The organism is Terrabacter sp. R4-6 (genome assembly GCF_057529065.1).
Genome location: NZ_CP197224.1, coordinates 3,579,064 through 3,600,871, shown reverse-complemented (window position 1 = coordinate 3,600,871; position 21,808 = coordinate 3,579,064). Strand labels below are relative to the sequence as shown.

14 protein-coding genes are annotated in these 21,808 nt (G+C 71.5%); 10 read left to right on the top strand and 4 right to left on the bottom strand.

What is annotated here, in order from left to right; genetic code table 11:
* Positions 1–115 precede the first annotated feature (115 nt).
* The 9 genes from ACSSS0_RS16780 (at position 116) to ACSSS0_RS16740 (ending at position 12,700) form a co-directional block, all read left to right on the top strand.
* Positions 116–2,530 carry an immune inhibitor A domain-containing protein gene (locus ACSSS0_RS16780; protein WP_487228877.1) on the top strand — a complete coding sequence of 805 codons (2,415 nt, stop codon included), beginning with the start codon at positions 116–118 and terminating at the stop codon, positions 2,528–2,530.
* A gap of 178 nt (positions 2,531–2,708) precedes the next feature.
* Complete coding sequence (locus tag ACSSS0_RS16775) at positions 2,709–5,594, top strand: Na+/H+ antiporter subunit A (protein ID WP_487228876.1); 2,886 nt, start codon at positions 2,709–2,711, stop codon at positions 5,592–5,594.
* Positions 5,591–6,076, top strand: a complete 486-nt coding sequence (locus ACSSS0_RS16770; RefSeq protein ID WP_487228875.1) for a Na(+)/H(+) antiporter subunit C — start codon at positions 5,591–5,593, stop codon at positions 6,074–6,076. The genes ACSSS0_RS16775 and ACSSS0_RS16770 overlap by 4 nt, the downstream gene beginning before the upstream one ends.
* Positions 6,073–7,698: a Na+/H+ antiporter subunit D gene (locus ACSSS0_RS16765; protein ID WP_487228874.1), complete on the top strand. Its 1,626-nt coding sequence runs from the start codon at positions 6,073–6,075 to the stop codon at positions 7,696–7,698. Before ACSSS0_RS16770 ends, ACSSS0_RS16765 begins: the two co-directional genes overlap by 4 nt.
* Positions 7,695–8,399, top strand: coding sequence for a Na+/H+ antiporter subunit E (locus tag ACSSS0_RS16760; RefSeq protein ID WP_487228873.1), 705 nt, complete (start codon positions 7,695–7,697; stop codon positions 8,397–8,399). The genes ACSSS0_RS16765 and ACSSS0_RS16760 overlap by 4 nt, the downstream gene beginning before the upstream one ends.
* The gene (locus ACSSS0_RS16755; RefSeq protein ID WP_435986809.1) at positions 8,396–8,722 is read left to right on the top strand and encodes an MrpF/PhaF family protein; all 327 of its coding nucleotides are present in this window, start codon (positions 8,396–8,398) and stop codon (positions 8,720–8,722) included. Before ACSSS0_RS16760 ends, ACSSS0_RS16755 begins: the two co-directional genes overlap by 4 nt.
* Positions 8,719–9,084 (top strand): monovalent cation/H(+) antiporter subunit G, encoded by a 366-nt coding sequence (gene mnhG, locus ACSSS0_RS16750; protein ID WP_435986810.1) that lies wholly within the window; start codon positions 8,719–8,721, stop codon positions 9,082–9,084. The genes ACSSS0_RS16755 and mnhG overlap by 4 nt, the downstream gene beginning before the upstream one ends.
* Positions 9,085–9,212: 128 nt before the next feature.
* Positions 9,213–10,925, top strand: a complete 1,713-nt coding sequence (locus ACSSS0_RS16745; RefSeq protein ID WP_487228872.1) for an ABC transporter ATP-binding protein — start codon at positions 9,213–9,215, stop codon at positions 10,923–10,925.
* Positions 10,925–12,700 (top strand): ABC transporter ATP-binding protein, encoded by a 1,776-nt coding sequence (locus ACSSS0_RS16740; RefSeq protein WP_435986812.1) that lies wholly within the window; start codon positions 10,925–10,927, stop codon positions 12,698–12,700. Before ACSSS0_RS16745 ends, ACSSS0_RS16740 begins: the two co-directional genes overlap by 1 nt.
* A gap of 453 nt (positions 12,701–13,153) precedes the next feature.
* Here ACSSS0_RS16740 and ACSSS0_RS16735 read toward each other — a convergent pair whose 3' ends face one another.
* From ACSSS0_RS16735 to ACSSS0_RS16725, 3 genes are all read right to left on the bottom strand, one after another.
* Positions 13,154–13,285 (bottom strand): hypothetical protein, encoded by a 132-nt coding sequence (locus tag ACSSS0_RS16735; protein ID WP_487228871.1) that lies wholly within the window; start codon positions 13,283–13,285, stop codon positions 13,154–13,156.
* A 44-nt stretch (positions 13,286–13,329) separates the two neighbouring features.
* Positions 13,330–14,997, bottom strand: a complete 1,668-nt coding sequence (locus ACSSS0_RS16730) for a GMC oxidoreductase (RefSeq protein WP_487228870.1) — start codon at positions 14,995–14,997, stop codon at positions 13,330–13,332.
* Positions 14,998–15,063: 66 nt separating this feature from the next.
* Positions 15,064–17,229 carry an acyltransferase family protein gene (locus tag ACSSS0_RS16725; protein ID WP_487228869.1) on the bottom strand — a complete coding sequence of 722 codons (2,166 nt, stop codon included), beginning with the start codon at positions 17,227–17,229 and terminating at the stop codon, positions 15,064–15,066.
* Between the two features lie 169 nt (positions 17,230–17,398).
* On the opposite strand from ACSSS0_RS16725, the gene ACSSS0_RS16720 reads away from it, so the two are divergent.
* The gene (locus ACSSS0_RS16720) at positions 17,399–18,982 is read left to right on the top strand and encodes a glycosyltransferase family 2 protein (protein WP_487228868.1); all 1,584 of its coding nucleotides are present in this window, start codon (positions 17,399–17,401) and stop codon (positions 18,980–18,982) included.
* Between the two features lie 12 nt (positions 18,983–18,994).
* On the opposite strand, the gene ACSSS0_RS16715 is transcribed toward ACSSS0_RS16720, so the two are convergent.
* Positions 18,995–21,652, bottom strand: coding sequence for a bifunctional glycosyltransferase/CDP-glycerol:glycerophosphate glycerophosphotransferase (locus ACSSS0_RS16715; RefSeq protein ID WP_487228867.1), 2,658 nt, complete (start codon positions 21,650–21,652; stop codon positions 18,995–18,997).
* Between the last annotated feature and the right edge of the window lie 156 nt (positions 21,653–21,808).

Here is a 21,808-nt window from a genome sequence, read left to right as displayed (position 1 = left end):
GCCACATCCCCTCTCGGCGGTCTTGACTGCGAAGGTCGCGCTTCGGGGGCGAAGCGGAAGAACAGCGGCGGGCACGACATCCCACAGGAAACTCACACTTCTAGGGACGGTCCTCGTGAGGCAATCACTGCACTCCGGGCGTCGCAGGCTCATCGGCCTGCTCGCCTCGGGAGCTCTCGTCACCGGCGCCGTCGCGGCGTCTCCGGTGCAGGCGGCTCCCAGCGTCGGCAAGACCAAGGCCGACAACGCGGCATCGGGCAAGGCCCGCAACGACAACTTCCGGTCGCCCATGGCGGTCAAGCAGGACTCGATGCGCCAGAAGGCGCTCGAGAAGCGGCTCAAGGGCGACCCGAGCGCCCAGGGCAAGGTGGCCAAGCTCGGCAAGGGACAGTACGTCCAGCTCGAGCGCGAGGGCACCGACCGGATCTTCGCGGTCATCGTCGAGTTCGGCGACAAGCAGTACGCCGGCGGTGCCGGAGCCACGGCGCCCCCCGGGACCTTCCTCGGCGCGCCCAAGGACGGCAGCACGACCGACGTCACCGGGCCGCTCCACAACCAGATCCCTGCGCCCGACCGCGCCGTCGACAACTCGACGCTGTGGCAGAAGGACTACAGCCAGGCGCACTACGACGACATGTACTTCAACCGGATGGCGAAGTACTACGAGGCACAGTCCTCGGGTCGCTACTCGGTCGACGGCGACGTGACCGAGTGGGTCAAGGTGCCCTTCAACGAGGCGCTCTACGGCCGCAACTACTGCGGCGGCATCGTCTGCGCGACGAGCAAGGCGCTCGTGCGCGACGCCCTCGCCATGTGGGTCGACACCCAGCTCAAGAGCGGCAAGACGATGGCGCAGGTGCGGGACTACCTCAAGACCTTCGACATCCAGGACCGCTACGACATCGACGGCGACGGCAACTTCAACGAGCCCGACGGCGTCATCGACCACTTCCAGATCGTCCACGCCGGTGGCGACGAGGCCGCCGGCGACCCGAACCAGGGCACCGACGCCATCTGGAGCCACCGCTGGCAGACCAACCTCCAGCTCGGCGGTCCCTTCGGCGTCGGCGTCGACGTCGGCAGCAACGGCGGGCTTGTCTCGAGCACCGACGTGCCCAACAACCCGACGGGCATGTGGGTCTACGACTACACCGTCCAGCCCGAGAACGGCGGCCTCGGCGTCTTCGCCCACGAGTTCGGCCACGACCTCGGCCTGCCCGACCTCTACGACACCTCCGGCAACACCGGCGGCGCCGAGAACAACACGGCCTTCTGGACGCTCATGAGCTCCGGCGCCAACATCGGCGACGGCGGTCCCGACGGCATCGGCGACGCCCCGACCGACCTCGGCGCCTACGAGCTCTTCCAGCTCGGCTGGCTCCAGCCGCAGGGCAAGCAGGGACCGTTCTACGACGTCGCGTACGCCGGCAAGCGCTCGTCCCACACGCTCGGCTCCAACGTGCCGGCGACGAAGCAGGCCCAAGCTCTCTTCACGGTCCTGCCCGACAAGCAGGTGCCCCTCAACCTCGGTGCTCCGTTCGCCGGGTCCAAGATGTACTGGAGCACCCAGGGTGACGAGATCGAGACGACGATGACCCACGCGGCGACGCCGGGTCCGCTCGCCGCCAAGGTGAACTACCAGATCGAGAAGGACTGGGACTACGCCTACCTCGAGGCCAACGTCGGGGGAACCTGGACGCCGGTCGCGACGAACCGCTCGACGACGACCAACCCCAACAGCCAGAACCAGGGCCAGGGCATCACCGGCTCGACTGCCGGCGCCTGGGTCGACCTGACGGGCACGCTGCCCGCCGGCACGACGCAGGTGCGGTTCCGCTACTGGACCGACGTCGCGGCGACCGAGCCGGGCATCAAGATCGACAATGTGACCCTCAACGGTGCGCTGATCGGCACGGCCGAGACCGACGAGGGCTGGACCTTCGACGGCTTCGTCACGACCACGGGCCAGGAGACGCAGTCGTTCTTCAACGCGTACATCGCCGAGAACCGCCAGTACGACGGCTACGACACGTCGCTGAAGACGGCCTACAACTTCGGTTACGCCAACACCCGGCCCGACTGGGTGGAGACCTACCCGTACCAGAACGGCCTGCTCATCAGCTACTGGGACGGCTCGCAGTCCGACAACAACGTCGGCGACCACCCCGGCAAGGGCCTCGTCCTCCCGGTCGACGCCCACCCGGAGTTCAGCCACTGGCCGGACAACACCTTGATGCGCAACCGGATCCTGTCCTACGACTCGACCTTCGGGCTCGAGCGGACCGACGCGATCACGTTGCACAACAACGGCGTGGCCGGTTCGATCGCGAGCAAGCCGGCGCAGCCGGTCTTCGACGACACGAAGACGTGGTGGTTCAACTCCGACGCCCACGGCGTGACGGGATCGCACCCGGGCCGCTACCAGCCCGGCTGGTACAGCGTCGACGTGCCCAAGACGGGCACGACCATCCGCGTCGTCGGCAGCTCCAAGCAGGGCAACTCGCTCAACGTCCTCGTCGCCCCCAAGTGACCGGACGGCACGACCGCAACGACACGGCGACACGGCCCGGAGCGATCCGGATCCGCCGCTGACGAGGGAGGGCCCCGCCGACCAGTGGTCGGCGGGGCCCTTCGCTGCACCTAGGATTGGGTCACGACCGACGCAGACCTGGACCGAGCTCGACACACCCGACGACCGAGGGGCCGCCGTGGCGCAACTGTTGCTCCTGCACCTGCTCGCCGCCGCCCTCGCGCCGTGGCTCGCGAAGGTCCTGCGCACGAAGGCCTTCCCCGTCCTCGCGCTCGCACCCGCCGCGTCGTTCGTCTGGCTCCTGTCCGTGTCGAGCGACGTCCGCGCGGGCAACCTTCCGACACAACGGATCTCGTGGGTCCCGGGACTGGGGATCGACCTCGACTTCCGCGTCACGACGCTCTCGTGGGTGCTCGGCCTGCTCGTCACCGGCGTCGGCGCCCTCGTCCTGCTCTACTGCACGTGGTACTTCACCGACCGCGACCCGACGCTGTGGCGCTTCACGTCGGTGTTCACGGCGTTCGCCGGCGCCATGCTCGGCCTCGTCCTCACCGACAACCTCCTCGTGCTCTACGTCTTCTGGGAGCTGACGACGGTCTTCTCCTACCTGCTCATCGGCCACAACCCGGCGAGCTCGACGAACCGCCGCGCGGCGATGCAGGCGCTCATCGTCACGACGTTCGGCGGCCTGGCGATGCTCGTCGGCATCATCACCCTCGGGGTCCACCACACCTACTCCATCTCCGCCCTGACCGCCGACCCGCCGCCGCTCGACGCGCTGACCGTCACCGCCGTGGTGCTGCTGCTCGTGGGGGCCCTGTCGAAGTCGGCGCTCGTGCCCTTCCACTTCTGGCTGCCCGGCGCCATGGCGGCGCCGACACCGGTCAGCGCCTACCTCCACGCGGCCGCGATGGTCAAGGCCGGCATCTACCTCGTGGCGCTGCTCGCCCCGGCTTTCGCGGGAGCGCCGGCCTGGCACGCCCTGACCGTGGGCCTCGGCCTCTTCACGATGCTCGTCGGCGGCTGGCGGGCCCTGCGCCAGCACGACGTCAAGCTGCTCCTCGCCTACGGCACCGTGAGCCAGCTCGGCTTCATCGTCGCCATCGCCGGCCTCGGCACCAAGGCGTCGGCCCTCTCGGCGCTGGCCCTCGTCATCGCGCACGCGCTCTTCAAGTCGACGCTCTTCCTCACCGTCGGGGTCGTCGACAAGTGCACCGGCACCCGCGACCTGCGCGAGCTGTCCGGCGTGGGTCGGCGGCTGCTCCCCGTCGCCGTGCCGGCGACGCTCGCCGCGCTCTCCATGGCCGGGATCGTGCCGCTCGCGGGCTTCGTGTCCAAGGAGAGCGCGCTCGAGTCGCTGTGGGAGGACGTCCAGACCTCCGCCCCGCTGCCCGCTCCGTGGAGCTGGATGGCGATCGTCGCCGTCGTCGCCGGCTCGGCCCTGACGGTGGCCTACACGGCGCGCTTCCTCTGGGGCACGTTCGCCACCAAGCCCGGAGTGGCCCCGACCCCGGTCAAGGCCGCGCACCCCGGCTTCGTGCTCGCGCCCGTGCTCCTCGGCGTGGCGTGCCTGCTCGTCGGCCTGCTCTCGCCCCTCGAGTCCCCGTGGCTGCTTCCGTATGCCGTGGGCTTCCCCGCCGGGGCCGAGCCCCAGTCGCTCGCCCTGTGGCACGGCGTCACCGTGCCGTTGATGCTCTCGCTCGTGTCGGTGGCCGTCGGGCTCGTCCTCTTCGCCCAGCGCGACCTCGTCGCCCGGGTGCAGTCCGGCGTGCCGTCGGTCGTCGACGGCGAACGCGGCTTCGCCCGGACGCTGCGGTGGGTCGACCGCGGCGCCGTCGAGACGACCGCCGTGACCCAGCGCGGCTCGCTCCCGATCTACCTCGCCGGCATCCTCATCGTCTTCGTCGCCCTGCCGGGGCTCGCGGCGGTGACCCGCGGCACGATCCCCGACGTGCGGCTCTGGGACAACCCCGGGCAGGCCGTCGTCGGGGTCGTCGTCGTCGCGGCCGCCGTGCTCGTGCTCGTGACCCGGCGGCGACTCACGGCGGTCATGCTCGTGGGTGCCACGGGCTACGGCGTCTCGCTGCTCTTCATCCTCCACGGGGCGCCCGACCTCGCGATCACGCAGATGCTCGTCGAGACGGTGTCGCTCGTCGTCTTCGTCCTCGCGCTGCGCCGCCTGCCCACGAAGTTCACCCGCCACCCCCACTCGCCCTCGCGCACGTGGCGCATCGCGCTCGGCGTGGCCGTCGGCGCGTCGGTCGGCGCCATCGCCCTCGTCGCCTCCGGGGGCCGCACCGCCGAGCCGGTGTCGGCGGGGTTCCCCACAGAGGCCTACGCGTTCGGTCACGGCAAGAACATCGTCAACGTGACGCTCGTCGACATCCGCGCCTGGGACACCCTGGGCGAGGTGTCGGTGCTCGTGGCCGCCGCGACCGGCATCGCGAGCCTCATCTTCGTCCGCACCCGCAACACGAGGCTCTCGCGCGCGACGTCCAAGTCGCTGCCGTCGAGCAACGCCGCCCGCGGCACGTGGCTGCACGGGGGCCGGACGATGCGCAAGGAGAAGCGCTCGGTCATCTTCGAGGTCGTGACGCGGCTCGTCTTCCACATCATGCTCGCCGCCTCGCTCTTCCTCCTCTTCGCCGGCCACAACCAGCCCGGCGGTGGCTTCGCCGGAGGACTCGTCGCGGGCCTCGCCCTCGTCGTGCGCTACCTCGCCGGCGGCCGCTACGAGCTCGACGAGGCGGCCCCCTTCGACGCCGGGCTGCTCGTCGGCCTGGGCCTGCTCGTCGCGGTCGGCTCGGCCCTGGCCCCGCTCGCGTTCGGCGGGACGATCCTCGAGACGACGGCCATCGACTTCACGCTCCCTCCGTGGGGCGACGTGCACCTCGTGACCTCGCTCGTCTTCGACATCGGCGTCTACCTCATCGTCGTCGGCATGATGCTCGACATCGTCCGCAGTCTCGGCACCGGCATCGACCGGCAGATCGCCGAAGAGGAGGCCGACGAGGCCGAGGAAGCCGACGCCGCGGGCGAGCAGGAGGGGGCGGTCCGCTCATGACGACCATCGCGCCAAGCCTCATCGAGTCGACCCTGCAGCCCAACATCACGCTCGTCCTCGTCACCGTCGGCCTCGTCGCCGCCGGCACGGCCCTCGCCCTCGACCGCAGCCTCGTCCGGGTCCTGCTCGGCATGGTGCTCATCGGCAACGGCATCGCCGTGCTCTACCTCGTCATCAGCGGCCGCGCCGGGCGCGCACCGTTCGTCGGCGAGGACCCCGCCGCGATGAGCGACCCCCTGCCGCAGGCCATGGTGCTGACCGCCATCGTCATCTCGCTCGCGACCATCGGCTTCCTGCTGGCCCTGTCCTACCGCCTCTGGCAGATCTCGGGCACCGACGACGTCCCCGACGACGCCGAGGACGCGCGTATCCAGCGCCTCGCCCTCGAGGACCAGACGTCCTCGACCTACGACCCGTCCGAGGAGTCGACGACGACGTCGGACGAGCTCGCGGCCGGCGACGGGAGCCCGCGACGCCCATGAGCCCCACCGACTTCGCCGTGCCCAACCTCGTGCCGCTGCCCGTGCTCCTCCCCCTGCTCGGGGCCGCCCTGACCCTCGCGTTCCGACGCTCGCCGCGGCTGCAGCGGAGCCTCAGCATCGCCGTGCTCGCCGCCGTGGTCGTCGTCGCAGGCGTCCTCGTGTGGCAGACCGACGTCAACGGTCCGCAGGTGCTGTGGCTCGGCGCGTGGCAGGAGCCGCTCGGCATCTCGCTCGTCGCCGACCGCCTCAGCGCCCTCATGCTGCTCGTCTCCGGCATCGTCACGTTGCTCGTGCTCGTCTTCGCGATCGGCCAGGGCCAGGCCGACAGCGACGACGAGACCGAGAGCGAGACCCCGCTCACGATCTTCCACCCGACCTACCTCGTGCTGTCGGCCGGCGTCGCCAACGCGTTCCTGGCCGGAGACCTCTTCAACCTCTTCGTCGGCTTCGAGATCCTCCTCTTCAGCTCCTACGTCCTCATCACGCTGGGCGGCTCCGCGGCCCGCATCCACGCGGGCACGACGTACGTCGTCGTCAGCCTGCTCAGCTCCGCGCTCTTCCTCGTCGCCATCGCCGCCGCGTATGCCGCCACCGGCACCGTCAACCTCGCGCAGCTGGCGATCCGGATCGGCGACCTGGCCCCCGGCGTCGCCCTCGTGCTCCAGCTCTCGCTGCTCACGGCGTTCGCCATCAAGGCCGCCGTCTTCCCGATGTCGGCGTGGCTGCCCGACAGCTACCCGACGGCCCCGGCGCCGGTCACGGCCGTCTTCGCCGGCCTGCTGACCAAGGTCGGCGTCTACGCGATCATCCGCACGCAGACGCTCCTCTTCCCCGACTCACCGCTGCAGGGACTGCTCATGTGGGCCGCGCTGCTGACGATGGTCATCGGCATCCTCGGCGCCGTCTCGCAGTCGGGCCTCAAGAGGATCCTGTCCTTCACCCTCGTCAGCCACGTCGGCTACATGATCTTCGGCATCGCGCTGGCGACGCCCGAGGGCACCGCCGGCGCCATCTTCTACGTCGCGCACCACATCACGATCCAGACGGCGCTCTTCCTCATCACCGGCCTCGTCGAGCGGCTGGCCGGCACGACGTCGCTCGACCGGCTCGGGGGCCTGGCGGTCGCCTCGCCCGTGCTCGCGACCCTCTTCTTCGTCTCGGCGATGAACCTCTCGGGCATCCCGCCGCTCTCGGGCTTCCTCGCCAAGGTCGGGCTGCTCCACGCCGGCATCGAGCTCGGCACCCCCCTCGCGTGGCTGCTCGTCGTCGGCGGCATCGTCACGAGCCTGCTCACCCTCTACGCCCTGACCAAGGTCTGGAGCCAGGCGTTCTGGCGCACCCTCGCCGACGCCCCGCGCTCGACCGAGACGGCGGCCGCCCTCCAGGCCGGCACCCTCGACGTCGAGCCGAGCGCCGACCCTGCCGGCACCGTCCTCGTCGACACGGCTCCACGGGCCCTGCCCCGCACCATGCTGGGGGCGACCGCCGCGATGACGATCGTCGGGCTGCTCATCACCGTCGTCGCCGGACCGCTCTTCGCCTACACCCAACGAGCGGCCACCGACCTCATGAGCCGCGAGCCCTACGTCACGAGCGTCCTTCCGGTGGAGGTCCGCCGATGAGCGACGTCCGGATGGCCACGGCCCCGCGCGGGCCGGAGTCCCCGCACCGCCGCAGGCGGGTGCTCCAGCCCCGTGCCGTCGCGGCGATCGCCCTCGCCTGGGTGCTGCTCTGGGACCGGGTCACGTGGGGCAACGTCGTCAACGGGGTCCTCGTCGGGCTCCTCGTGACGTACGCCTTCCCGCTGCCCTCGATCGAGTTCCAGGGCCGGCTGCGACCGCACCGCGTGCTGCTCCTCATCGGACAGTTCCTCGTCGACCTCGTCGGCGCCTCGTGGCAGGTCATGCGACTGGCCTTCGGCCGGCGCAGCCCGCGCAACGCCGTCATCGAGGTGCAGCTGCGCTCGCGTTCGGACTTCTACCTCACCCTCACCGCCGAGCTCGTGGCCCTCGTGCCCGGCTCGGTCGTCATCGACGCGCGGCGCTCGACGTCGGTGCTCTACCTGCACCTGCTCGACGTCGAGCGCGAGGGGGCCATCGAGGCCCAGCGCGCCCACGTGCTCGCGGTCGAGCGGCGCGTCGTGCGCGCCCTCGGCTCGCGCGAGGAGATCGCCGCGCTCGAGACGGGCGGCCCGTGGCCGACGGCGCCGGCGAGCGCCCCCCGCGGCGCGGGCGAGCACCGGGAGCCCACCGGCGCCGCTGCCGAGACCGAGGCCACCGACCGTGACGACACCGCCCACCGCGACGGGGAGGAGCGCCCGTGACCATCGTCCTCGGCATCTCGCTCGTCATGCTCGGCGCGGCAGCGGCGCTCGTCCTCGTGCGCCTCTTCCGGGGCCCGAGCAACCTCGACCGCATCGTCGCGGCCGAGATCCTCCTCGTCATCGTCATCGCGGGGGTCGCCCTCGAGTCGGCGCGCCAGCGGACGACGACCTACCTGCCGCTGCTCATGATCCTCGGGCTCGTCGGCTTCGTCGGCGGGGTCGCCGTCACCCGCTTCCTGTCCCGTGACTCCGACGAGCCCGACGCCGTCGAGGTCGACCACCCGGAGCCGCGTCAGCAGCCCGAGGGGCGTGAGCAGTCATGACGTGGTCGTCCGTCCTCGACGTCGCCGGAGCCGTGTGCCTCCTGCTCGGCTCGTTCCTCTGCCTGGCCGGAGCCATCGGTCTGATCCGCTTCCCCGACACGCTCTCCCGCCTGCACGCCGCGACGAAGCCGCAGACCCTCGGGCTCATCCTCATCCTCGCGGGGCTCGCCCTGACGCTGCGCACCTGGGCCGCGGTCACGACGCTCGTCCTGCTCGCCGCGACGCAGTTCTTCACCTCCCCCGTGTCCGCGCACCTCGTCGGTCGAGCGGCCTACCGCAATCGCTGCGTCGACCCCGAGACCCTCGAGGTCGACGAGCTCTCCGACGCCCTCGACCGCTCGGGCTGGGACCCCACGCGCTGACGCGAGGTGACCCCACGGCATACGCCGTCGGTCGTTGACCTCAAGCGTGCTTGAGCTCCTACGGTCGGCTCGTGACCCCGACGAAAAATGGCATGAGGCATGCCCTCGCCGAACGTACGATGAACCAAGTGATCTCGCTGCCCCACGCCGACCCCGGCACTCCCGACCTGACCAGCCCGACGGCATACCTCCGCTGGGTCGGCAAGGGCCAGTGGCGCACCCTCGTGGTCGCCATCGCCTTCGGCATCGTGTGGCTCGTCAGCCAGGCGCTCTTCCCCGCCGCGATGGGCAAGGCCATCGACGAGGGCATCATCGGCGGCGACGCCGGGTCCCTCGTCCTCTGGTGCGGCATCCTCATCGGCCTCGTCACCATCAGCGCCCTCTCCGGCGCGATGCGCCACAAGTACGCCGTCGCCAACTGGATGCAGGGCGCCTTCCGCTCGGCGCAGCTCATCGGGCACAAGGCCGCCGACACCGGTGAGGCCCTGTCGCGCACCGTCCCGACCGGCGACGTCGTCGCCACCGTCAGCTCGGACGCCATGCGCATCGGCGGACTCTACGACGTGACAGCGCGATTCGCCGGTGCCGTCGTGTCCTACGTCGTCGTCGCCCTCATCCTGCTCGGCGCGTCGACGCCGCTCGGCCTCGTCGTGCTCATCGGCGTACCGGTGCTCGTCGCGTGCCTCACCTTCATCGTCCGCCCGCTCCAGGCTCGCCAGCTCGCCCAGCGCGAGGAGTCCGGCAAGCTCATCGGGCTCGGCGCCGACACCGTCGCCGGCCTGCGCGTGCTGCGCGGCATCGGCGGCGAGCACACGTTCCTGCGTCGGTATGCCGTCCAGTCGCAGTCCGTGCGCCAGGTGGGCAACAAGGTGGCCGGCTACCAGGCGGCGCTCGACGCCGCGCAGGTGCTGCTGCCCGGGCTCTTCGTCCTCGTGGTCGTGTGGCTCGGCGCACGTTTCGCCATCGATGGTGAGATCACCGCGGGCCAGCTCGTGGCGTTCTACGGCTACACCGCCTTCCTCGTCATCCCGCTGCGCACCGCGACCGAGATGGTCGACCGGGCGACCCGCGCCCACATCGGCGCCCGCAAGCTGACGAAGATCCTGCGCGTCCAGCCCGACCACGTCGAGACACCGGACGCCCAGCCGCTGCCCTCCGGGCCCGCGCGCCTCTACGACCCGCGCAGCGGTGTCACCATCGAGCCCGGCCGGTTCACCGTCGTCGTGTCGGCACGCCCGGAGGAGTCCGCGGCCCTCGCCGACCGGCTCGGGCGCTTCGGTGCCGGCGAGACCGACGTGCGGCTCGACGGCACGCGCCTCGCCGACGCCTCGCTCGCCGAGGTGCGCCGCCGCGTCGTCGTGTCCGAGACCGACCCGCGCCTCTTCACCGGCACGCTGCGCGACGAGCTCGACCCGTGGGGCGACCACGACGACGTGTCCATCCTCGAGGCCCTCTCGGTCGCGAGCGGCGACGACGTGCTCGAGGCGCTGCCCGGCGGTCTCGACAACGAGGTCGAGGAGCGGGGCCGGGCCTTCTCCGGCGGCCAGCGCCAGCGGCTCGCCCTGACGCGCGCCCTCCTGACCCAGGCGGACACCCTCGTGCTCGTCGAGCCGACGAGCGCCGTCGACGCGCACACCGAGGCCCGCATCGCCGGGCGCCTCACCGCGGCCCGCGCCGGACGCACGACGGTCGTCATGTCCGCGAGCCCGCTCATCCTCGACCAGGCCGACCTCGTCGTCTTCCTGCGCGGGGGCACGGTGGCCGCGAGCGGCACCCACAGCCAGCTCATGGCGGGCGTTCCCGACTACCGACGCACCGTCGTCCGAGGAGAGGAGGACTGATGTCGCTGACACCAGCGCCGTCCACGCGCACGCTTCCCGTGGCCGACATGGAGTCGGTCAAGGACCACACCCGTGGCCTGCTCCGTCGCCACCGCGGCAGCCTGCTCACGGTCATCGGCCTGCACGCCGTCGCCGCCTGCGCCGCACTCGTCGCGCCCCGCGTCATCGGTCTGCTCGTCGACGAGATCAGCCACGGCCGATCGCTCGACGTGGTCAACCGGCTCGCGCTCTGGATCGCCGGCGCGGTCGTGGTCCAGACCGTCGTCACGTGGTTCGCCCGGCGCGCCTCGTTCGTCATGGGCGAGACGATCTTCGCCGAGCTGCGCGAGCAGTTCATGGGTCGGGTCGTCGAGCTGCCCCTGTCGACCGTCGAGCGCGCCGGCACCGGTGACCTCGTCTCGCGCACGACGAACGACGTCGAGGCGCTCTCGCACGTCATCCGCTTCGGCATCCCGTCGATCTTCGTCGGCGCCGTCACGACGACGATCACCGTCGTCGCCGCCTTCCTCACCGGGTGGCAGGTCGCGCTGGCCATCGTCGTCGGCGTCCCGATCCTCGTGCTGTCGACGCGGCGCTACCTGAAGTACGCCCCCGACGGCTACCTGCGCGAGCGCGCGACGTATGCCGTGCTCAACGGCGTCGTCACCGAGTCGGCCGACGGTGCGCGCACCGTCGACGCGCTCGGCCTGCGCAGCCGTCGTCGCCGGCGCATGGACGACGCGCTGCACGACTGCTACGACGCCGAGCTCTACACGCTGAAGCTGCGCATGCGGTGGTTCCCCTCCGTCGAGTTCGCCTTCTTCGCACCCGTCGCGGTCACCCTCCTCTGGGGTGGCTACCTCATCTCGCGCGACATCGCGACGGCCGGCACCGTCACGGCCGTGGCGCTCTACGTGCAGCAGATGGCCGGCCCCCTCGACGAGCTCATCTCGTGGCTCGACGAGATCCAGGTCGGCGCGACCTCGCTCGCCCGCGTCATCGGCATCGCCGACGTCCCGGCTGACCGCGCTGCGACCGGTGAGGAGCCGGAGGACGACCACCTCGAGGTCGAGGACGTCCACTACTCCTACCGCGCCGGCCGCGACGTGCTGCGCGGCGTCTCGCTCGACCTCCAGCCGGGCGAGCGCCTCGCCATCGTCGGTCCGTCCGGCGCGGGCAAGTCGACGCTCGGACGGCTCATGGCGGGCATCGACGGTCCCCGGCAGGGCCGCGTCGACGTCGGCGGCGTGCGCCTCGTCGACCTCGAGCTGGCGCAGCTGCGTGGCCAGGTCGCGCTCGTGACGCAGGAGCACCACGTCTTCGTGGGGTCGCTCGAGGACAACCTGCGTCTCGCCCGGCCCGAGGCGTCGCGCGAGCAGCTGCTCGAGGCGCTCGCCGCCGTCGACGCCCGCAGCTGGGCGCTCGAGCTGCCCGACGGCCTCGACACCGTCGTCGGCTCGGGTGGACACCGCCTCACCGAGCCGCAGGCCCAGCAGCTCGCTCTCGCGCGGCTCGTCCTCGCCGACCCGCACACGCTGGTCCTCGACGAGGCGACGTCGCTGCTCGACCCGCGCGCGGCCCGGCACCTCGAGCGCTCCCTCGCGGCGGTCGTCGAGGGGCGCACCGTCGTCGCCATCGCGCACCGTCTCATGACGGCGCACGACGCCGACCGCGTGTGCGTCGTCGAGGACGGACGGATCAGCGAGATCGGCTCGCACGAGGAGCTGCTCGAGGCCGACGGCGCGTATGCCGCCCTGTGGCGCTCGTGGCGCGACGAGCCCCAGCCCGCTCGCTGACGACCAGCCGGCAGCATCCGGGGACACCCGGGACGACGGGGCCACTCGACGATCACGTCGAGTGGCCCCGTCGTCACACCGGACCTCGCAGCCAACCGTCGAGTGGCCCCGTCGTCACACCGGACCTCGCAGCCAACCGTCGAGTGGCCCCGTCGTCACACCGGACCTCGCAGCCAACCGTCGAGTGGCCCCGTCGTCACACCGGACCTCGCAGCCAACCGTCGAGTGGCCCTGTCGTCACCCCTTCCGAGAAGAGTTTCGACAACTTCGGGAAATAAATGACAGATGGCGTAACCCCCCTCCGGCTGCGTCGTTGTCAGCGCGGTGCCGGGCTGTTTCTCGACCGGTTGCTAGCCCGCACCGCCGGGTGGGGCCGTCTCTGAGGGGTGACGGCCTCACCCTCCCTCATCTCTCGGGTCGACCGGCCACCCGCCCGCCGGCCGGCGAGTCGGGTCAGGGGTACCACAGGCTCCCGGTCACGGCCGAGAAGAGCAGGAGCGGCACCCCCGCCGAGACGAGCAGGATGCCCACCCACCTCGGGCAGTGCACGAGGGGCCGTCCGGGCAGGTGCGGGGGTCGGGGCACCACCGACCCGCACCCGGCGGGCCCGACGTCGGACGCTGAGGACGTCAGGCGTCGACGAGACGGTAGGCCTCGCCCTGGGCCGGGCGCCGGTCGACCTCGCCCCGAACCGGCCACAGGGACACGGCCCGCTCGGCCTGCGCCGTGATGGTCAGGCTCGGGTTGACCCCGAGGTTCGCCGAGACCGCCGCCCCGTCGAGCACGTGCAGGCCGGGGTAGCCCCACACCCGCTGGTACGGGTCGATGACCCCGTGCTCCGGCGAGTCGGAGATGACGGCGCCGCCGAGGAAGTGCGCCGTCATCGGGATGTCGAGGACCTCGCCGACCGACGACCCGGGCCAGGCCCGCTCCCCCGTCGTGCGCTCGAGCCGCGACGCCATGGCGCGCACCGCCACGTTGCCCTCGGGGATGTACGTCGGGTTGGGCTCGCCGTGGCCCTGCGTCGACGTCAGGTGCCACCCGAGGAGGCCACGTCTGCGACGGACCGAGATCGAGTTGTCGCTGCTCTGCATGACGAGAGCGATCACGGTGCGCTCGCTCCAGCGCCGGGTCGACAAGGACCGGGCGAAGACCCACGGGTGACGCGCCGCGGTTCCGGCGAACCGCAGCCAGCGCGGCACCCGGCCACCGCCGTCGACCTGCATCACGGCGAGGGCCCCCATGAGGTTGGAGCCCTTGCCGTAGCGGACGTTCTCGACGTGCGTCGTGTCGGTGACGTGGAAGCTCGACGTGATCGCGACACCTCGCGTCAGGTCGACACCGTCGGACACCCTGGCCGTCATCGCCCCGCCGAGGGCCTCGGAGTTCGTGCGGGTCAGCCTCCCGAGCGCGTCGGACAGGCGCGGCAGCCCCCGCCCCTCGGGCTCGGCCTTCATCGCCTGGAGCAGCTGGGCCGTGCCCCACGCCCCGGCCGCGACGACGACCTGGCCCGCCGTGACGGTACGCTCCCCCGCCCGGCGCCGACCCCACGATCCGCTGCGCACGGTCGTGACGGCATACCCCTGCTCCGGCGCAGCCGGGTCGAGTGGCCGCACGCGGGTCACCGTGCGCAGGGGCTCGATGGTGACACCACGTCGCTCGGCGAGTGCGAGGTAGTTCTTGACGAGGGTGTTCTTGGCGCCGACGCGGCAGCCGACCATGCAGTTGCCGCACTCCGTGCAGCCGGTGCGCGCGGGTCCCTCGCCACCGAAGTAGGGGTCGGGGACGCGCTTGCCGGGCTCGCCGAAGAAGACCCCGACCGGCGTCTTGCGGAAGCTGTCGCCGACGCCGAGGTCGGTGGCGGTGTCACGCATCAGCTGCTCGACCGGGCCGTCGCACGGGTTGACGGTCACGCCGAGCATGCGCTGGGCCGTCGCGTAGTGCGGTGCGAGCTCGGCCTGCCAGTCGGTGATGTGACCCCACTGCCGGTCGCCGAAGAACGGCGCCGGTGGCACGTAGAGGGTGTTGGCGTAGTTGAGCGACCCACCTCCGACCCCGGCGCCCGCGAGGACGAGGCAGTCGGGCAGGCGGTGGATGCGCTGGACGCCGAAGAGCCCGAGCCGTGGCGCCCAGAGGTAGCGGCGCACGTCCCAGCTCGTCCGGGCGAAGTCGTCGTCCTCGAAGCGGCGACCCGCCTCGTAGACATGGACGCGGTAGCCCTTCTCGGCGAGCCGCAGTGCGGCCACGGACCCGCCGAAGCCGGACCCGATGACGACAACGTCGTGGTCGAACTCCATGCCCACACCCTAGGCAGCGGACGGCCGTAAGGCTACCGTCAGTAACCTTTGCCACACGGCCAGCCGTCAGGCGTCCGGCACACCCTCCAGGGCGCCGCGCAGCGCACGCGACACCTCGGGGAAGAGCGTGAGGGAGAAGGACTTCGTCATGTGCCCGTGGTCGAAGTAGGTGATGAGACCCCCGAGCACCGCCGGGCACGAGCCGTCCTTGCACAGCAGGTCGGTCACCTCGAGGAGGCTGACGGCCGTGCCGGCACGCGCCCGCGCCGCCTCGGCGAGCGGGTCGGGCTCGAGGCCCTTCTTCTGCGACGTGGCGCACCGCTCGACGTCGTCGGCGTAGCGGGCCACGCAGTCGGGCACGCTCGCCGCGGCGGCCGGTGTGTCGCGGATGGCGAGGACGCGGGCACCCGACGCGACGAACCCGTCGATGACCCGGTTGTACGCCTGCTTCGCGACGGCCGGCTTCTCGGCCGCGGCGACGTCCTTGAGCGGCTGGAACGTGCGGTCGGACATGACGACGAGGTCGTACTTGCCGCTCGTGATCTCACCGCGCGCCCACGCGTTCCAGTCCATGCAGTTGTCCTCGAGCGTCGTCGTCGGGAAGAAGATCGGGACGTCGACCGAGTAGCACTCGGAGGCGATGTAGGTGTCGACCCTCCACCCGCGCTCCTTGGCCGTACGCACGATCGGCGGCTGCCACTGGCCGGCGTGCGAGTTGCCGTAGAGGGCGACGCGCACCGGCGCGTTGCGGGGGCCGTAGGTGCAGACCTTGTGCCGGGTGAAGGGCCGGTTGTTCCAGCAGTCGTCGGCGTAGACGTCGGGCTTGTCGTCGGCCGCGCGCACCGGGTTGGTGAGCATCTCGGTCTGACGACCGGCGCACGACGCGGTGCGCAGGGCGTCGGCCCCGACGCACGCCGCGTCGGAGTCGATGACGACGGCGTCGGTCGCCGCCGTCGCGCGGGCGGTCTGCCACAGCGCGAGGCCGGAGGCCGACGCGGAGACGGCGAGGCAGACGGCCAGCAGGACGAACGAGCGCCGCGTGCTCCGTGCCAGCCTCGGCGTGAACCGCATGGCGTCCTCGACCCACCGCTTCGTCACGGCCGAGAGCACGAGCACGACGACGAGGATGAGCAGCTTCTGGGGCCAGGTGACGTTGTCGTCGTCCAGGACGAACGGCGCGATGGCGATGGCGGGCCAGTGCCAGAGGTAGACCGAGTAGGACACGTCGCCGAGCCACTGCACGGGCCGACCGGACCACAGCCGGCGCGGACCGGCCCGCAGGTCGTCGGACCGCGCCGCGATGACCGCAGCCGCTCCGACGGTGGGCAGCAGGGCAGCGACGCCGGGGAACGGGGTCGCTCCCGTGAACGCGACCGCCGACCACAGGATGGCCGCGAGACCGCCCCAGACGAGCGCCGAGCGCACGAGCACACCACGGGGCCGCAGGCCGGCGTGGACCGCCGCCGCGAGCGCCGCGCCGACGCCGAGCTCCCAGACGCGGGTGGTCGTGACGAAGTACGCCTGGGCCGCGTCCTCGCCGGTGAACCAGGCCGACCAGGCGAGCGAGGCGAGGCTGACGGCGCCGATGACGAGCAGCGGCGGGAAGCGGAAGGACCGGCCGAACCGCCGGGAGACGAGGTAGGCCAGGCCGATGAGCACGGGCCAGACGATGTAGAACTGCTCCTCGACGGAGAGCGACCAGTAGTGCTGGGTGGGCGAGTGCAGCTGGTCGGTCGCGAGGTAGTCGGTCGAGGTGAGCGCCAGCATCCAGTTCTCGACGTAGAACGCCGACGCGAGCACCTCCTTGGCCACGCGGGCGTGGACGGTCTGCGGCAGCCAGACCATGCTGGCCACGAGCGTGACCAGCAGCACCACGGTGGCGGCCGGGATGAGGCGCCGGACGCGGCGAGCCCAGAAGGCGAAGAGGTCCTTGGTCCCGCGGATCGGGCGCTCGAGCAGGTGCAGCGTGATGAGGAAGCCGGAGATGACGAAGAAGACGTCGACGCCGACGTAGCCGCCGGTGAGCCGCTGGGGCCAGAAGTGGTAGAGCACGACCAGGGCCACCGCGACCGCACGCAGTGCCTGGATGTCCTTGCGGGGACCCGCTGGCACGGACGGGGCAGCCGTCGCCGGGGCCTCGTCGCGCGCTGCGCTCCCGGGAGAGGCAGGCTCGGCCGCGACGTCCGTGGGTGCGCCGACGACCGCTGCGCTCGTTCCGTCGGGTGCTGCCAAGGGATCTGCTCCGAACTACTGGTGGTCCTGCACGGGCTGCCCCCGTTCAGCCGCGAATTGACCCCGACAAACTAACGCACGAACCTGCTGGGGACCGATTCCGCGCTGATGGTGGACCCGGAGCCGCCCATAGGATGAGCCGACCCTCCTCGACCGGAAGAGAACCTGCGTGCCCCACGCCGCTCCCCTGCTGACCGTCATCTGCAACGTCCACAACGACGCCGAGCGACTCCCGCGGGCCGTGCGGTCCGCCCTCGCCGCGTGCGAGGGGCCGGACGTCGAGGTCCTCGTCGTCGACGACGGCTCGACCGACGACACCGGCGCGGTCGCCGACCGGCTGGCCGCCGAGGACGACCGCGTACGCGTCGTGCACCGGGGCGTCAACGACGGGGCCCCGGGGGCGCCGCGCAACCTCGGCATCGACGAGGCACGCGGCGACTGGGTGGCCTTCGTCGACAGCGACGACACGTACGTCGCCGGTTCGCTGCGCCGGCTCGTCGAGATCGCGGTCGCCGAGGACGCCGACGTCGCGGCCGGGGCGGTCGCCCGCTACAACGAGCGGACCGACCGGCTCACACCGCTCCCGGCGACCGACTACACGGCTGGTCCCGTCGAGCCCCTGTCACCCGGCTCGCCCCTGTGGCAGGACACGATCGCCGTCGCGAAGGTCATGCGCCGGAGCCTCCTCGACGAGCACTCCATCCGCTTCCCCGAGCGCATCCTCTACGAGGACCAGCCCTTCACCGTGGCGCTCTGGGCCACGGCCCGACGGATCGCGACCCTCGACGAGGTCGTCTACCACTGGTACGTCAACAACGTCTCGGGCGAGGAGTCGATCACCGCCAGACGCCACGAGATCGCCAACTTCGACGACCGCCTCGCCGCCAACCGGGCCATCGACGTCCAGCTCGCCGGGCGGCCAGACCTCGCGGCCGCCAAGCTCGACAAGTTCGTGCGCCACGACCTGTCGCTCTACGGCAAGGACCTCGACGCCCGCGACGCCGACTACCGGGAAGCCTTCCTCGCCGCGGTGCGGGACTACCTGACCGGGCTGCCGGCCGAGCTGCGTGAGGGTCTGGACCAGCCCTACCGGCTCGTCGTGCGCGAGCTGGTCGACGGCAGCGCCGAGAGCGCCGTCGCGGCCTGCCTGTTCGCCTACCGCCGCAAGCACGTCGAGCGTCCCCTCGCGCACCGCGCCGACCGTTGGTGGTGGCCCTACCGCGCTGCGGACGAGACGTCCGCCGACCACGACCTCACCAGAGTCGTCACCAAGGAGCACGCCAAGGGCCGGCGCCTCCGCACGACGACGTGTCGCGACGTCCGCGTGGCCGGCGACAGCCTCCTGCTCGGCGGCACCGTCGTCGACGGTGACGACGGCATCGGGTCCCGCTCACGTCTCGCGTTCACGCTCGTCGACCGCGACACCGCGGACGTGCTCGCGACGTCCACCACACGCGTACGCCGTGGGGGCGCCTTCGAGACGGACCTGCGGCTCCCGACACCCGGCCCGGACGCCCCTCGCACCACGGCGTGGGACGTCAAGGTCGACGTCGTGGGTGCGCTGCGCTCCCGGCTCCCCGTCCGTCCGCGCAAGCCGCGCCCGGTCGAGGTGCCCGCCGACGTGGCCCTGCCTGCGCTGGACGGCGGGATCGAGCTCTACCGGACGCGCAACGGCAACCTGTCGCTGCGTCCGACGAGTGCCAGCGGCGACGAGGACGGCGACGGGGCGGGCCCGACCGGCGACGCCGGCTGAGCCCGCCCGACGTCAGACGCTCGCGGCCGGGGCTGCGGCGGAGGCCTCCGCCGCGGCCGGCGACTCGGTCCGGGCCTTCTTCGACCGGCTCGGGTCGCCCTGACGCGGCGAGTCGAGCTGCTCGATGGCTGCCGTGACCCGTGCGCAGCACTGGCCGTCACGCATCGGGAACGTCGCGTCGATGCGGCCCTGGAACTCCGGGCGGGCGGCATACCCGTTGTCGGCGATGTCGACGACCGCGGCGACCGCGGCGTCGACGTCCTCGACGACCGGGCCGAAGCCGTCGCGCGGGTACTGGAAGTAGCCCGCGCGACCGACGTGTCCACCGGCCATGACGCGCTCGGCGTCGAACTGGAAGTAGACGACCGGACGGTCCATGTAGGCCGCGTTGAAGGCCATCGACGAGTAGTCGGTGACGAGCACGGCCGAGCGGGCGAAGTACTCCTGCACGTCGGCACCGTCGAACGACAGCCGCAGCACCGAGTCCGGCAGGTCCATCTTGGCCAGGACCGGCTGGATGTTCGGGTGCGGCAGGAAGGCCACGGTGCGACCCGTGCGGGCCGCGAGCTCGGTCAGCTCGGGGCTGCTGAGGAAGGCGGTCCACGCCTTGGCGTACTCGGTCTCGAAGAAGTGCGAGTCGATGACCCGACGCTGGCTGCCCGGCTTGAGCGGCGGCACGAGCCAGTTGCGCCACGTGGGCGCGACGAGGATGAGGTCGCACGCGTCACCCTGGATGCGCTGCGCCTTGGCGTGCAGCCGGTCGAAGCGCGGCAGCCCGGTCAGCGCCACCTCCTTGCCGGTGAAGACGTAGGGCGAGCCGTCGCCGGCGATCGACTCGTACTCCCCCGGCGTCGACGTGACGAAGACGTCCACCTGCTTGGGGTTGAGCCACCGCGACAGGTCGTCCTTGATGACGCCGTGCTGGAGGAAGGTGAACTTCCACTTCGGCTCGACGTGCTTGAGGATGGCCGGCGGCTTCTGCACCGGCGCGTCGATGTGCGAGGAGATGAGGTGGGCCGCGTTGATCATGAGCAGCTTCCAGCGCAGCGTGCCGTGCGCGACGAGGCGCGAGCCGTAGCCCTCGGCCCTGAGGCGCTTCCAGTCCGGGGTGTCCTTCTCGAGGACGAACCACGCGTTGACGTCGGGTCGGTTGTCCCGGAGCCAGCGGTAGAGGATCTCGCCCGAGTCGTTGGCGTCGTGGATGCGGTCCATGAGCACCCAGGCGCCCCCGAACTGCTTGCGCACCTGGGACCGGGCGGCGAGCACGCGCACCGGGTCGACGAGCAGACGGTCGATCGCCTCGCGGCGCCGACGGCCCGGGCGGCGGAACCGGTTGGCGATGGCACGCGCACCGAGGGCCCGTGTGCGCACACCCTGCCAGCCGGTGAGCAGCTCGACGCGCGAGCCGTCGAGGCGCAGCTCGAGCGTGCCGCGGGCGTCGACCCAGAGGATGCGCTCCCACATGAGCACGTCGCCGAAGAACTCGATGGCGCGCGTCTTCGCGTAGCGCGGCGCCTTGAGCTCGCCCCGCAGGTACAGCCCCTCCTCGGGGGCCTCCCCGGTGTAGCGGTAGAGCACGCGCACCATGCGCTTGGTGCGGTCGTACTTGTCGGTGACGGCATACGGGGTGTGCCACGGCTGGCCGCCCAGGCCGTGCTGGAGGATGTCGCGCCAGTGCGGCTGGAACTTGCGGATCGTGAACGAGTCGACGACGTCCGGGGAGAGCAGCTCGGCGATCTCGCCGAGGGTCTTGCGGAAGCCCGCGGCCAGGTCACCACTGATGGCCGACGCCGAGTTGGCCATCGCGTCCTCGGACGAGAAGTACCACGACAGCTCGTAGAGGATGACGTGCTGCACCCACATCGGCGCGGTGCCGTGGCGTTCGGACGCCTCGCGGAGCAGCCCGAGGTAGCCGTCGCGCGGCACCGTCGAGTAGCGGCCCACGGCCGAGATGCCGGTCTGCAGCGTCGAGCTCTGGTCGGCCCGCTTGCGGTAGTAGTAGCGCGCCGACCCGATGAAGCCGGTCTGGCGGCTGGGTGCCCCGAGCAGGTAGCGCACGGCGAAGTCGCCGTCCTCGAAGTTCGGGCGCAGCCCCGGGTTGAACCGGAGGTCACCGATGACGTCGCGCCGCATCACGGACGTCGTCGAGCTGCCCGGGATGTAGGACGTCGCGACGTCGAGGTCGACGAGACGGTCGTCGGAGTACATCTTCCAGCGCGGGTGCTTGCCCAGCTCGCCCGTGCCCTCGTTGCGCAGCACGACGTTGGCCGAGAGGAACTGCACCTCGGGGTTATCGGCGGCGAACGCGGCCATCGAGGCGAAGAACTTCGCGTTGACGGTGTCGTCGGGGTCCATGAACGTGACCCACTCGCCCGTGGCCCGCTCCAGGCCGGCGTTGCGGGCGGCAGCCTGGCCGGCGTTCTCCTGGTGGAGCACGACGACCTCGCAGCGGGCTCGGGCGGCCCACTCCTCGAGGACGGCTCGGGAGTCGTCCGTCGAGCCGTCGTCGACGAGGACGACCTGCAGGCGGGAGAGGTCGAAGGTCTGCTCCTCGATGGCGGCGATGTACTCGTCGAGGTAGCGCGAGACGTTGTAGACGGCCGAGACGATCGAGAACAACGGCCTGCCCGGACTCGAGGGGGTCGCGTGCTCGGAGGTCGCCTCGGTCATGTCTGGTGCCTTTCCCGCACGGGGCAGCCACATGGCTCCCGCACTCTGGTGGATCTGGTCTCGCGGTGGACGTCCCCTGACGCCATCCCGACCGCGCCACCCCGTTCAGGGGCGTGTGCCGGACGAATACTATCCGGTGCGCCCGTGGGCCTGACC